The following is a 13,569-nucleotide window of genomic DNA, read 5'->3' on the forward strand; positions in this document are numbered from 1 at the left end:
GAAGGTCAGCCGTAGATCTCGGCGATGTCGGCGGCGCGCTGATCCATCACCACGTTCCGCTTGACCTTGAGCGTCGGCGTGAGCTCACCGCCGTCGATGCTGAAGTCGGTGGTGAGCACGCGCCACTTCTTGACCTGCTCGGCCTTGGAGACCAGCGAGTTCGCGGTGTTCACAGCGGAGGTGATCTCGGCCTGGAGAGTCTCGTTCGCGACGGCGTCCTCGATCGAGGTGTCCGCGGGCAGCCCGTGCGCCGAAAGCCAGCCGGGCAGCGCCTCCGCGTCGACGGTGATGAGCGCCGCCACGAAGGGCTGCTTGTCGCCGAGGAGCATCGCCTGCGAGACCAGCGGGTGCTGGCGGAGCGCGTCCTCGGTCTGCGCGGGCGCGATGTTCTTGCCCGCCGCGGTCACGAGGATCTCCTTCTTGCGGCCGGTGATCGACAGGTAGCCGTCGGCGTCCAGGGAGCCGAGGTCGCCCGTGTGGAACCAGCCGTCCTGCAGTGCGTCGGCAGTGGCCTCGGGCAGGCCCCAGTACCCGCCGAAGACGACGGGGCCGCGGAGCAGGATCTCGCCGTCGTCGGCGATCGCCACCTCGTTGCCCGGGACGGGTCGTCCGACGGTGCCGACCCGCTGCTCGGTGGGCGTGTTGCAGGTGATGGCCGCGCTGGTCTCGGAGAGGCCGTAGCCCTCGTAGACGGTGACGCCGGCGCCGCGGAAGAAGTGGCCGAGGCGGGCGCCGAGCGGGGCACCGCCCGAGACGGCACACGTGCAGTTGCCGCCGAGCGCCTCACGGAGCTTCGAGAAGACGAGCTTGTCGAAGAGGGCGTGCTTGAGCTTGAGCACGAGTCCGGCGCCGCCGGCCTCCTGTGCCTTGCTGAACTCGATGGCCGTCTCGACCGCGGCGTTGAAGATCTTGCCCTTGCCGCCCTCCTCGGCCTTGGCGCTCATCGTGTTGTAGACCTTCTCGAAGACCCGGGGCACGCTGAGGATGTAGGTCGGCTTGAGCTCGCCGAACAGCCCGGTCAGGTTCGACAGGTCGGCGGTGTGGGCGACGCGGATCGAGTGCTGTACGGCCGCGACCGAGATGGCGCGGGCGAAGATGTGGGCCAGCGGCAGGAACATCACCGTGCTGGCGTTCTTCCCGGCCATCTTGTCGAGGCCCTCGTGGATGGCGTCGTACTCGCTGAGCAGGTTGTCGTGCGTGAGCACCACGCCCTTCGGCTTGCCCGTGGTGCCCGACGTGTAGACGAGGGTCGCCTCCGCGGCGGCCTCGACGGCGGTCGCGCGGGCGAGGTAGTCCTCGTCCGTGACGCCGGCACCGTCGGCCACGAGGGTGTCGACGAGGCCCTCGTCGATCACCCAGACCTGCGTGCCCGCGGGCACACCGTCGGTGATGCGGTCGGCGGTCGCGCGCGAGTCGGTGATGAGCGCGATCGACGCGGAGTCGGAGAGGATGTGCTCGACCTGGGCCGCGGAGTTCGACTCGTAGACCGCGACCGTCGAGCCGCCGACGGACCAGTTCGCGTAGTCGAGGAGCGCCCACTCGTACCTGGTGGGGCTCATGATCGCGATCCGGGTTCCGGGCTCGACGCCCCGGGCGATCAGGCCCTTGCCGACGGCCGTGATCTGCTCGTTGAACTGCGCGGCGGTGACGGGGGACCAACCGGAACCGGACGGGCGCAGGAACAGCTCGGTCGACGGCGCCGACGCGGCCAGTTCGCGGACCCGGGTGGTCAGGTTGTCGGACGGTGCGTGGGTCCTGGTCGGTTCCGTGGACTCGATGCGCAACTTCATCTCCTCATGCAGATAGTGGAATGCCCACAACCTATCGGAGGATGTCCGAATCCGATAGTGTTTCGCGTGCACGACGGATACCGCATATGCTGGGGAAACAATGTCTGATGAATTCGGTGCCGAGAGCACTGCCCCCGCCGCTGTCGTCAACGACGCGCAGGCTCCGGAGAACGAACCCGAACCCGTGACCTTCCTGGACCTCGGGATCGATGAGCGCGTCCTGCGCGCCCTCGCCGAGGTCGGGTACGAGAATCCGTCGCCCATCCAGGCCGCCACCATCCCGCCGCTGCTGTCCGGCAAGGATGTCGTGGGCCTGGCGCAGACGGGCACCGGTAAGACGGCCGCGTTCGCCGTCCCCGTCCTGTCCAAGATCGACGGCGACAGCCGCAAGCCGCAGGCACTGGTGCTCGCGCCCACCCGTGAGCTGGCGCTGCAGGTGTCCGAGGCCTTCGGCAAGTACGCCGTGCACATGCCGAACGTCACCGTCCTGCCGATCTACGGCGGTCAGAGCTACGGCGTGCAGCTCTCGGGCCTGCGCCGCGGCGCGCAGATCATCGTCGGCACCCCCGGCCGCGTGATCGACCATCTCTCCAAGGGCACGCTCGACCTGTCTAACCTCGAGTTCCTGGTGCTCGACGAGGCCGACGAGATGCTCACCATGGGCTTCCAGGAGGACGTCGAGCGGATCCTCGCCGACACTCCCGAGTTCAAGCAGGTCGCGTTGTTCTCGGCCACCATGCCGTCGGCGATCCGCAAGATCTCCAAGAAGTACCTGCACGATCCGGTCGAGGTCACCGTCAAGGCGAAGACCGCGACGGCGTCGAACATCACGCAGCGCTACCTGCAGGTCGCGCACCAGCGCAAGCTCGATGCGCTCACCCGCATGCTCGAGGTCGAAGAGTTCGACGGGATGATCATCTTCGTCCGCACCAAGTCGGCCACCGAGGAGCTCGCCGAGAAGCTGCGCGCCCGCGGGCACGCGGCGGCCGCGATCAACGGCGACATCGTGCAGGCGCAGCGCGAGCGCACGATCGGCCAGCTCAAGGACGGCAAGATCGACATCCTCGTGGCGACCGACGTCGCGGCCCGCGGCCTCGACGTGGAGCGGATCAGCCATGTCGTGAACTACGACATCCCGCACGACACCGAGTCGTACGTGCACCGCATCGGCCGCACCGGCCGCGCCGGCCGCAAGGGCGACGCGTTGCTCTTCGTCACGCCCCGCGAGCGGCACCTGCTGCGCGCGATCGAGAAGGCCACCCGGCAGCCGCTCACCGAGATGGGCCTGCCGTCCGTCGAGGACGTCAACGCGCACCGCGTCGAGAAGTTCGGCGATTCGATCACCGAGAACCTCACCAACGATCACCTGCAGATGTTCCGCCGGCTCATCGAGGACTACGTGGGCGCCAACGACGTGCCGCTGGTCGACGTCGCGGCGGCGCTCGCGCTGCAGTCGCGCGACGGTGCCTCGTTCCTGCTGAAGCCCGACCCGCCGGAGCGTGAGCGCAATGCGCGCGACCGCAAGGATCGTGACATCGGTGACCGCGACAGCCGGCCCTCCCGCGGGCGGGACCGCGACAGCGATCGGGAGCCGTCGACCCACCGGAAGACGGGGCGCCCCATGGTTCCGTACCGGATCGCGGTCGGGAAGCGGCAGCACGCGACCCCGTCGCAGATCGTGGGCGCCATCGCGAACGAGGGCGGACTGCGGCGCAGCGACTTCGGTCACATCAGCATCCGACCCGACCACAGCATCGTCGAACTACCCGACGACCTGGGGCGCGACATCTTCGACGCGCTGGAGCGAACCCGCATTTCAGGGCAGCTGATCAACCTTGAACTCGACCCCGGCGCACCGTCGGGGCGGCCGAGCGGGGGGAAGCAGCGCTTCCGCGCGGGCCGGAAGAGGTAATGACCGCTCGGCGTACGCGCCGACGTGTATTAACCTTTAGTCAAGGTATAGCCCGGCCGGGCCGTACCGAGTGTCGGCTGCCGCCGACCCGAGGGACTCGAGGAGCGCATGACCGCCGCCGGTGATCAGGGCGACGGCCCGGACGGGCGTCGCGATCGCGTCGTCCGCCTGTTGCAGTACTTGGACGAGCTGATCCGGTCCCGCTCGGCGGTCGCTCGCGACCTCGACGATCACCTCGCCGTGCTGCCGCTCACCGGCGATGGCGCGCTGACCGACACGTGGGACGCCGACGCCAAGCCCGGGGCGACCATCTTCACCGTGCCGCGGGACGACGCCCCCGATTCGCCGCACGCGCGACTGCTGCGCGTGTTCGACGAACTGGGCGACCATCCCGAGTCGGTCGAGCTGGTGCTGGCCTCCGGGCTGCTCACCGCCCGCGACGGCGACACCGCCATCCGCGCCCACCTGCTCACCCAGCCCGTGCTGCTCGAGCGCGACCGACGCGGCAAGAAGCTGACGGTCGTGCTGCCGCGCGACTCCGTGCCGCGCGTCGAGGACTCGCTGCTGCTCGCGGGCCTGCCCTCGTTCGACCTGTCCGGCTCCGCGGAGCTGCAGACCTCGCTCCGCGAGACCGCCCGCACGGTGCTCGACCCGGCGTGCGAGGAGTTCACCGCGACCTGGCTCGGCGCCGCGTCGCGCGATGGGGGAGCGAGTATCGATTTCGCCCCTGCGCTGGTGCTGCGCACCCGTGGATCCGCGCCGCTCCTGGGCTTCTACGACGCGATGAAGGCCGACGTCTCCGATCCCGATCGGCCCGTGCCGATCGGCCTCGCGCAGCTCGTTGAGGGCGTGAGCTCCGAGGAGCGGATCCGGCAGCTCGCCGTCGACGGTGCGATGAGTCCGCTGGACCTGCTCGACGAGGCGTACTACGTCCTGCCCTCGAACGTCGAGCAGCGGGACATCCTGGCGCACATGGGTGCCGACTCCGGCGTCGTCGTCGAGGGGCCGCCGGGCACCGGCAAGACGCACACCATCGCGAACCTGCTCGCCGCGCTGCTGGCGAAGGGCCAGCGGGTGCTGGTCGTCTCCGAGAAGGCGCAGGCGCTCGCCGTGCTCGAGGACAAGCTGCCGCCGGAGGTGCGCCAGCTCGTCGTGTCGGTCACCGATGTCACCAAGGACGGCTCGGCGTCGCTCGCCGCGTCCGTCACCGAGATCGCCACCCGCAAGTCCACCTACTCCGAGGCCCTCGCCGACGCCGAGCTCCGGGACCTGCGCGCCAAGCGCGACCGCGCCGTCGCCCGCCGAGAGGACCTGGTACGCGAGGTCTGGTCGCTGCGCACCGCCGAGACCGAGGACTCGGACTGGCTGACCTCCGCGTACTCCGGCAAGCCGGCCGAGATCGTCGCGCAGGTCCGACGGGACGCCGAGAAGTACTCGTGGCTGCCCGGCCCCGTCGACGGTGCCGTGCCCCCGCTCGACACCCGGGAGTTCGACCGGCTCGTCGCGCTCCTGCGCCGCAACGACGAGCTGTTCTCGCGCCGGCTGACCCACAACCTGCCAGACCTCTCGGAGATCCCCGACGTCGACGACCTCGAGCAGCTGACCGGCCGCCTCGCGGACTCGCCCCTCGCCGACGGCGGCGACAGCGCGCTCGCCCACGTGCTCGGCGGCGTCGACGCCGACCGGCTCACCGTGATCCGCGCCCGCGCCGACCTGATCCGCGAGCTCGTCGACCGGGTGCGGCGCTACCCGCCGTCCGCGCAGTTGCTCGCCGAGGACATGCTCATCGGCGACCGCGCGCACCTAGCGACGCGGCTGACCGGGCTCGAGGAGCAGATCGCCACGGCGCGCAACGCCGACGGCGAACTCGACGGCGCCACCGTCGAACTCAGCGACACTCCGGACGCCAACGACCGCGCCGCGATCGAGGACTACTCCCGGCACCTCGCGGCCGGCAATGTCGCGCGCAAGCGGTTCCGCCGGCCCGAGCAGAAGGCCTTCGAGGAGACCGGGCTCGGCATCGTCGTCGACGGTGCCGAGGGGGCGGACGGCAAGCACCTGCGGTCCGCGGCGATGCACCTGCGGGTCGAGGACGTCATCGGGCGGGTCGGCGACGTGCTCCGCGCCCTCGGGCTCGAGGCGCCCGCCACCGACCCGTCCGGCCGCACCGCCACCCGCGGCCGCAGCGAGCGGCTGAGTCAGGCCGCGGATCAGCTGCTGCGTGCTCGCACGGTGGTGCGCCTGGTGTCCGAGCGCGACCGGCTCGTCGAGGCGATGCAGGCGATCTCGGAGCACGCCCCTCGCCCGAAGGACCTCACCGAGACGGAGCAGACCGCGAAGCAGGTGGTGGCGATCTCCGCCGCCGCGGGCGCCCGCGACGCGCACAGCCGGCTCGATGCCGTGCGGGTGCGGGTGCAGGAGATCGTGGAACGCGGACCGTCGCCGGAAGGTGACGCGATGGTGGCGGCGTTGCGCCAGTACAAGTTCGGTCCGATCCGGGACGCGCGCCGGGCGTGGGACGCCGCCCGGACCGACCGCGACGACCGCGGCGGCCTCGACCTGCTGGCGCTGCGCCTGCGGACCAAAGCGCCCGCACTGTTCGACCTGGTGGCCCGCACCGCCGACGATCCCGTCTGGGACGCGCGCGTACCCGAGCTGGCCGCGGCCTGGTCGTGGCGCCGCGCCGTCTCGTGGGCCGCCTCCCGCGTGCACCCCGGCGACGACGCCCAACTCGAGGCCGATCTGCAGGCCGCGGAACAGGACGTCGCGCACTACACCACCCGGATCGCGACGGCGAGTGCGTGGCGGCAGTGCTTGCGGCGCATGACCTTCGACGAGATCCAGGCGCTCCACGCCTACCGTGACCACGTGTCGTCGATCGGCCGCGGATCGGGTCGGCACGCCGAACGCTTCCGGGTCGCGGCGCGCGACGCGATGCGCCAGGCGCAGTCCGCGGTGCCGGCGTGGATCATGCCGATCTCGCAGGTCGTGGCGTCGATCTCGCCGGAGCGCAACGCCTTCGACGTCGTGATCGTCGATGAGGCCAGCCAGGCCGACATCACCAGTTCCTTCCTGCTGTGGCTCGCCCCGCGCGTGATCGTGGTCGGCGACGAGAACCAGTGCGCGCCCTCGTCGTTCACCGGCGTCAGCCTCGACGAGGTCTTCGACCGGCTCGACGCTCAGCTTCCCGACATCCCGCCCTATCTCCGCGACTCGCTGACCCCGCGGTCCAGCCTGTTCACCTTGCTGCGCACCCGCTTCGGGCACACGGTGCGGCTGCGCGAGCACTTCCGGTGCATGCCGGAGATCATCGACTTCTCCTCACGCCAGTTCTACAGCGACGCGCCGCTGATCCCGGTGCGGCACTACGGCGCCGACCGTCCCGTACCGCTCCGCGTCATGCACGTCCCGAAGGCGAAGGTCGTCGGCGAAGGGGCCCGGATCAGCAACCCCACCGAGGCCCAGGCCATCGTCGACCAGCTGGTCCGGTGCTTCGCCGATCCTCTGTACGCGGGCCGCAGCTTCGGCATCATCGTGCTGCAGGGGCAGGGCCAGGTCGACGAGCTGTACCGGCGCCTGCGCGAGGCGATCGACCCCGACGAGTGGGACGCCCGGCGCCTGCGCGTGGGCACGCCGCCCGACTTCCAGGGCGACGAGCGCGACGTGATGATGCTGTCGATGGTCGTCGCTCCGGACTACCGGTTCCGCTCGCTGACGGGCCGGGACTTCCAGCGCCGGTTCAACGTCGCCGCGTCGCGCGCCCGCGACCAGATGTGGTTGTTCACGTCCGTCGACGAGCAGGACCTCAAGCCCTCCGACCTGCGTGCCTCGCTGCTGCGGTACGTCACGCGCGCCGATGTCGAAGTGGCGCAGCCGATGCCGGCCGACGTGCCGGCCGACCGGCGCGTCGAGCCCTTCGACAACCTCTTCGAACAGCAGGTGTTCGTGCGGCTGCGGGACATGGGGTACCACGTGAACCCGAAGGTCGTGGTGAACAACCGCGCCATCGACCTCGTCGTCACCGGCGAACAGGGCAAGCTCGCGGTCGAGTGCGACAGCGCCGACTTCGCCTCGACGCCCGAGCAGGCCCGGTCCGACATCGAGCGGGAGCGGGAGCTCCGACGGTGCGGCTGGGAGTTCGTCCGCATCCGCGAGTCCGTGTTCGCGACCGACGCCGACGCGGCCATGGCCGTCGTGCTCAAGGCCCTGGACCGACGGGGCGTGCATCCGTTGACCCTGCAGCGGGCACTCACCGTCGGCGAGCGGGCGGCCGACGGTTCCGTGGAACTGTGGGAGCCCGTGGGGCTCGACATCGACACGGAGTGACCGAGACGGCTCCGACTAGCGCAGGTGGGTCGAGAGGGTCTGCACGGCCGGCTTGAGGACCTTGTCGCGCCAGTCGTCGTTCGAGGTGCGCTCGGTCTCGGTGCTGACCTCGAAGTAGAACCGTCCGGACCGGCACATCGCTTCGATGACGCTCTCGGTCCGCACATCGCAGCGCTGCGGGCCCCAGGCCGACCCCACGTCGAGGTGCTTGCCGTGCGTCGAGAGCTGCTCGTCGTAGTACTGCGCGATGTTCGCGGGCGTCGAGATCGCCGGGAGACTGACCTTGAGGAAGGTCAGTCCCTTCAGATCGTGCTCGTTGGGGAGGGTGAAGCTGTACGCGCAGGTGCCCTTCGGGAGCACGCCCCCGGACGATCCGCCCGACACCGACAGATCGGGGTTGACGGTGCCCAGACGCCCGAGGAGGGTGATCTTCTTCGGTTTGCGCGTGATGTCGGTCGCCTGCGGCAGGATCGCGGTGATCTCCTGGTCGGTGAGCAGCGTGCACGTGTCGGGCCACTGGGAGAAGGGGACCTCGCCCGCGGGGACCGAGATCGGTGCGCCCGTGGTGATCGGGGAGCCGAACGTGATGTCCGGCGTGCTGCTGCAACTCGCGACGGCCGTGGTCGCGACCAGCGATGCAGCGACCATGGCGATCGAGTACGTGCGATTCATGAGTCGAAAGATACTCGGTCGCGTGCGGTCGTTGCACGGGTGTACTGGCACATCGGGCGGGAGATTCTGGAGCGACAGGCGGCGCAGGGGTGGGGAGCCAAGGTCATCGACCTGCTTGCTCATGACTTGCGAGTGGCCTTCCCCCCGACATGAAGGGCTTTTCTGGTCGAAACCTCCGCTACATGCGTACCCTCGCGAGGTCCTGGGACCAGGCGGCAATTGTGCAACCGCCGCTCGCACAATTGCCGTGGTACCACCACCTCGCGCTTATCGAGAAGTCGAAGGGCGCCGTGGACCGTCTCTGGTACGCCGCGACCGCAGTTGAGCGCGGGTGGTCTCGGAACGTGCTGGTTGACCAGATCGACGTGCGACTCATGCAGCGGCAGGGGCTGGCGGTGACCAACTTCGAGGCCACCTTGCCTGCACCGGAATCCGCGTTGGCCAGGGAGTTCTTGAAGGATCCGTACGTCTTCGAGTTCCTCGGGCTGGGGGCGGAGGCGGAGGAGCGGGCGATCGAGAAGGCGATGGGCGACCCTGCCGACTAAGAGCGCGAGTACTCCGAGGCGCGGCGCACCAGGTCCGGGTCGGGACGGACGCCGGTGTAGAGCACGAACTGCTCGGCGGCCTGCAGGGCGATCACCTCGGCGCCGGTGATCACCGTCGTGCCGGCCGCCCGTCCGGCGCGCACCAGTGGCGTCTCCGGCGGCATCGCCACCACGTCGAAGACGGTGTCGGCGGCCTCGATCAGCGCCGCCGGGAACGACAGGTCGTCGGCGGCCGGGCCGCCCGCCATCCCGACGGGCGTCGCATTGACGAGGACCCGGGCACCGTCGGGCGCGGTGGTCGAGTGCCGGAAGCCGTACTGGCCCGCGAGCGCGGTGCCCGCCTCGGCGTTGCGGGCCACGACCGTCACGTCGGCGCAGCCGCGATCGCGTAGCGCCGCGACCACGGCCTTCGCCATGCCGCCGGAGCCGGCGACCGCTGCGGGCAGCGCCGGGTCGACCTCGTTCGACGCGAGCAGCGACGCGACCGCCGCGTAGTCCGTGTTGTACGCGTGCAGCACACCGTCGACGTTGACGATCGTGTTCACCGAGTCGATCGCAGTCGCCGACGGCTCCATGACGTCCACCAGCTCGATCACCGCCTCCTTGAAGGGCATCGAGATCGCGCACCCGCGGACGCCCAGCGCCCGTACCCCGCCGATCGCGGCCGGCAGATCGGTGGTGGTGAAGGCCTTGTAGAAGTAGTTCAGGGCCAGCTCGCGGTACAGGAAGTTGTGGAACCGGGTACCGATGTTGCTCGGCCGGCCGGACAGCGACATGCACAGGACGGTGTCGCGGTCGGGCATGGCGATCGTGTCGTTCATCCCGCTCACCCTAATCCGCCCGCAGCCCGGCCGTGGTCGGCTCGCTATGGAGCCTTGGTGATGGCGAGGGACGCGAACGCCACCGCGCGTGCACATTCGACGGTGCGTCCGGGGGAGGGGTTGGTCGACGCGGCGGTCGTCGTGACAATGGATTCATCTGACGCGAATGCCGCGATGCAGTAGTTGTTCTCGATGGCGATCGCGAGATGGCGCCCGTGCACAATGTGGTCGGTCTGCCAAGGGAGCGAGTTCATGTAGCGCTTGTAGTCGTCGAGGGTCATCTCGCGACCAACGACTTGTGAGTAGTCTCCGCCTCCCCGAGCGACCGTGTAGTCGTTCGCGCGCCAATGGCAGCCGCGGTAGTTGGCCGAGTCCACCTTCGCGGCGTCCTCGATAGAGGTGGGGTTGATGTCGAGCGCACGGAGCTCGGATTCGGTGTACGCGGCGCAGGGTTCGAAGCTCGTTCCATCGGTGCGATCGTTGGTGCGCTCCTTGATCGTCGGGTTGAACGGCAGCGGTCTGGGTGCGGTGCGCGAATTTCCTGCGGCGATCGGCTCACCTGAGATGGTGACGGCACAGCCACTAAGAACGAGAGCACTACTGACCGCGATCGCCACGACGACTGCCTGGTGCCGCATCTAGTTGCCGATCAGCCGATTGATCTGCTCCTCGCTGGCGCCCTCGGTGCGGAGGATCCACCGGCCGATCTCGCGGTAGGTGGATGCCAAGGACCGAGCTTCGGCGGCCTGGGCGAGAAACGTGTTGTGAATCGACCGGTCGTGATCGACGGCACCGAGGCGGATGTTGTACGTCGCAGCTTCGCCTTCCACCGTCGGGCCTAGGTGGTTGGTGAGTCCGACGTCACGCATCTCTCGTGCTGCCGTTGCAAGTCGATCCGCGTGGCGCTCCAAGGCACGGGCGAGCTCCTCCTGCGGGTTCCCGTCGGACACCATGTTCGGACGGCCCGCGATCCCGTCGCGCGCGTCCTCGATGATGTCCGTCATCTCACCGCCGGCCATGGCGACCTCCTCCGCGTCGGGGCGCCTCCGACGAGCGCTCCTATCAATTGGACGCACCAGCCCACTGATCGGTTCCACCCGGGATTCGACCGGCACGGGAACCGGACGGGCAGCTGGTGCGTCCAATGAACATGGAGGGTTTTCGCAACATCGGCAGCACCGCGTTCGAGGAGATGGCGGCGTCGGAGATCCGGGCGATCGCCAGGAAGCTGTCGGGCGGCGGCATCGCGGCGGACGCCCGGGCCATCGGCCAGGCGGGGGTCACTCACGCGCAGAGCGTTGCTGAGCTGGAGCGGGACGTCGCTGCGCTGGTTCCGCGGTGGAAGGGCGAGGCGGCGGACGCGGGCTTCCAACAGGTCGGCCGGTTCGCGACGGCGTCGTACCTCGTCGACAAGGAGATCGCCGGGACTGTGCGGCAACTGACCGGCCTGTCGAGCGCCGCGACGGAGACCACCGCGAAGTTCAGCGAGCTCGCGGATCCGGGGAGCGCCGCGAGGGCCGGGGGCGCGGCCAGGAGCGGCGTGGGTGCCGGGGTCGCCGCCGAGCTGCGGGCGACGTACACGACCCCGGTCCAGGCGGACGCGGCCTCGATGCCGCTCGGCGCGGAGGTCACCCGGATCGGTTTCGGACGGGACGCCGAGCGCAGGGGCGATCGGTCGCCGACGGTGGAAGCTCCGTCGGCGGGCGACGACACCCCGTCGGTCGGCTCGGGCGCAGGCGAGGGCTCAGGCGAGGGTGACGGAACGACGGGAGGGGGCGGCGCACCGTCGGGCACGGAGAACGAGAGTGTCGGCACGGGGACCGGCCCGGTCGAGACGAACAACGCGGAGGAGGGGAACGCCGCCGACAGGACGGGGCCGGGGCAGGGCGGTGACACCGGAACCGGCACGGGCGGCACGGGGACGGGAGCAGGCACCGGGACGGGCACGCCGACGGCGGCAGACCCCGTCGGGGCGGGAACGGACCCGCTCGCCGACGACCCCGCCGGGACGGACCCGGTCGAGGAGCGCGGGTCCGGGCTGCTCAGCCCGGCCGCGACGGTGCCCTTCACACCCACGTCGCGGACCGTCGTCGGGGGAGTGGGCACGCGCACGCCGGACCTCACCCGGTCCGCGTCGCCGTTGGGACTGCGGCAGGACGCGACCGCCCTCCGCTCGGCCACGACGACGGCGGCGGGCACCGGCGCCCCGACGACGGGCGGCGCGCGACCGGCCTCGGGGCCCTACGGGATGCCGCCGGCGGGTGGCGCCGGACAGCGCGGCCAGGGCGATGGCCGACACCGCGTGCCCGCCTACCTGATCGACCGCCGCAACGGCGAGGAGCTGGTCGGGGACATGCCGTTGGTCGGGCCGGGAGTCATCGGGCAGTGGCGGTCCGACGGTGCGCCGGAACCGGCCCGGCCGCCCGCTCCGCCGGTCAGGACGGAGCAGGCTCCGCGCTGACGGCGGCGACCAGCGCGGGCAGTGTCGTGGCCGCGGAGCCCCGCCACACGTGGGTCGCCCTGTCACTCAGGGGCGTGGCGGCGGGATTGATCTCGATCACCGGGATCCCGGTCTCCAGGGCCAGCTCGGGCAGCCGCGCGGCGGGGTGGACGAGGCCGGACGTCCCGACCACCAGCACCACGTCGGCGGTGAGCACCGAGGCCTCCGCCCGGGCCCAGGCGTCCATCGGGAGGGACTCGCCGAACCACACGATGCCCGGCCGCACCGGGGAGAGGCAGTGCATGCAGGTGGGCGGCGAGGTGCGCAGCTCGGGTGCGACGTCGGCACTGTCGGGCAGGAAGGCGTCCGCGCCGAGATAGGGGGTGCCGCAGTGCTCGCAGCGCGGGGCGAAGAGGCTGCCGTGCAGGTGTGAGACCGTGCGCGAGCCGGCGCGCTCGTGCAGGTCGTCGACGTTCTGCGTGGCGATGGAGACGGCCCTGCTCGCGGCGAGCTCGGCGAGGGCGATGTGACCGTCGTTCGGATCGGCGCGACGCGCCACATGCGCGCGCCACTGGTACCAGCCCCAGACCAGGGCGTTGTCGCGCGACCAGCCGTCGACCGAGGCGATCTCCTCGGGGTCGTACTGCTCCCAGAGCCCGGTCTGCGCCTCGCGGAAGGTGGAGATGCCCGACTCGCGGCTCATGCCCGCACCGGTGAGCACCGCGACGGTCTCGGCGGAACGCACGAGCTCGGCGACGGCGGGCGGCACGGGCACTGCGGCGGGACGATCGGAGGGGCGCATGCCGGGCTGCATCGGCTCAGCCTACCCAGCGGCGCGTCGGCTTCTGTGATGGTAACGATTCGATAACAACTGCTACTCGCGGGAAACATCGGTGATCGCCGTCACGTGCCGGAAGACCTGCATGGATTCACGCGTGTATCAGCGTTCGGATACACCCGTGAATCGATATCTCCAAGCTACTCGCGGGTATACCCACTGGTTGCAAATCCGCACGTCAGAGGTATCGCGAAACCTGTGGTCTCATGGAATACGGGTTTTCCG

Annotated in this window: 10 protein-coding genes; 4 read left to right on the forward strand and 6 right to left on the reverse strand. The window is 70.3% G+C overall.

The annotated features are described in order from the left end of the window. Window positions 1-5 precede the first annotated feature (5 nt). On the reverse strand, window positions 6-1,790 hold the full coding sequence (locus AXK60_RS09505; RefSeq protein ID WP_244881074.1) for an AMP-dependent synthetase/ligase: 1,785 nt from the start codon (window positions 1,788-1,790) through the stop codon (window positions 6-8). A 100-nt stretch (window positions 1,791-1,890) separates the two neighbouring features. On the opposite strand from AXK60_RS09505, the gene AXK60_RS09510 reads away from it, so the two are divergent. Together AXK60_RS09510 and AXK60_RS09515 are read left to right on the forward strand one after the other, a co-directional pair. Beyond that, window positions 1,891-3,702, forward strand: coding sequence for a DEAD/DEAH box helicase (locus AXK60_RS09510; protein ID WP_244881075.1), 1,812 nt, complete (start codon window positions 1,891-1,893; stop codon window positions 3,700-3,702). 108 nt (window positions 3,703-3,810) lie between these two features. After that, window positions 3,811-8,028, forward strand: a complete 4,218-nt coding sequence (locus AXK60_RS09515) for an AAA domain-containing protein (RefSeq protein WP_068570909.1) — start codon at window positions 3,811-3,813, stop codon at window positions 8,026-8,028. A gap of 15 nt (window positions 8,029-8,043) precedes the next feature. Here AXK60_RS09515 and AXK60_RS26895 read toward each other — a convergent pair whose 3' ends face one another. Next, complete coding sequence (locus AXK60_RS26895) at window positions 8,044-8,700, reverse strand: hypothetical protein (protein WP_068570910.1); 657 nt, start codon at window positions 8,698-8,700, stop codon at window positions 8,044-8,046. Between the two features lie 149 nt (window positions 8,701-8,849). On the opposite strand from AXK60_RS26895, the gene AXK60_RS09525 reads away from it, so the two are divergent. Continuing rightward, window positions 8,850-9,245, forward strand: a complete 396-nt coding sequence (locus AXK60_RS09525) for a DUF1016 N-terminal domain-containing protein (protein ID WP_280512883.1) — start codon at window positions 8,850-8,852, stop codon at window positions 9,243-9,245. Here the strand turns inward: AXK60_RS09525 and AXK60_RS09530 are convergent. Genes AXK60_RS09530 through AXK60_RS09540 form a run of 3 tightly spaced genes read right to left on the reverse strand, consistent with a single transcriptional unit; the run spans window position 9,242 to window position 11,085 of the window. After that, a complete protein-coding gene (locus AXK60_RS09530; protein WP_068570912.1) occupies window positions 9,242-10,066 on the reverse strand; it encodes a shikimate 5-dehydrogenase in 825 nt (274 codons plus the stop codon). The two genes, AXK60_RS09525 and AXK60_RS09530, sit on opposite strands and share 4 nt — an antisense overlap. Window positions 10,067-10,110: 44 nt before the next feature. Further along, window positions 10,111-10,683 (reverse strand): DUF3558 domain-containing protein, encoded by a 573-nt coding sequence (locus AXK60_RS09535; protein ID WP_244881076.1) that lies wholly within the window; start codon window positions 10,681-10,683, stop codon window positions 10,111-10,113. Window positions 10,684-10,704: 21 nt separating this feature from the next. Continuing rightward, on the reverse strand, window positions 10,705-11,085 hold the full coding sequence (locus tag AXK60_RS09540; protein WP_068570914.1) for a hypothetical protein: 381 nt from the start codon (window positions 11,083-11,085) through the stop codon (window positions 10,705-10,707). A gap of 116 nt (window positions 11,086-11,201) precedes the next feature. On the opposite strand from AXK60_RS09540, the gene AXK60_RS09545 reads away from it, so the two are divergent. Continuing rightward, on the forward strand, window positions 11,202-12,527 hold the full coding sequence (locus tag AXK60_RS09545; protein ID WP_217491772.1) for a hypothetical protein: 1,326 nt from the start codon (window positions 11,202-11,204) through the stop codon (window positions 12,525-12,527). On the opposite strand, the gene AXK60_RS09550 is transcribed toward AXK60_RS09545, so the two are convergent. Next, window positions 12,502-13,320, reverse strand: a complete 819-nt coding sequence (locus AXK60_RS09550; protein ID WP_082777931.1) for an SIR2 family NAD-dependent protein deacylase — start codon at window positions 13,318-13,320, stop codon at window positions 12,502-12,504. The two genes, AXK60_RS09545 and AXK60_RS09550, sit on opposite strands and share 26 nt — an antisense overlap. Window positions 13,321-13,569 lie beyond the last annotated feature (249 nt).

Source organism: Tsukamurella pseudospumae (assembly GCF_001575195.1).
GTDB lineage: Bacteria > Actinomycetota > Actinomycetes > Mycobacteriales > Mycobacteriaceae > Tsukamurella > Tsukamurella pseudospumae.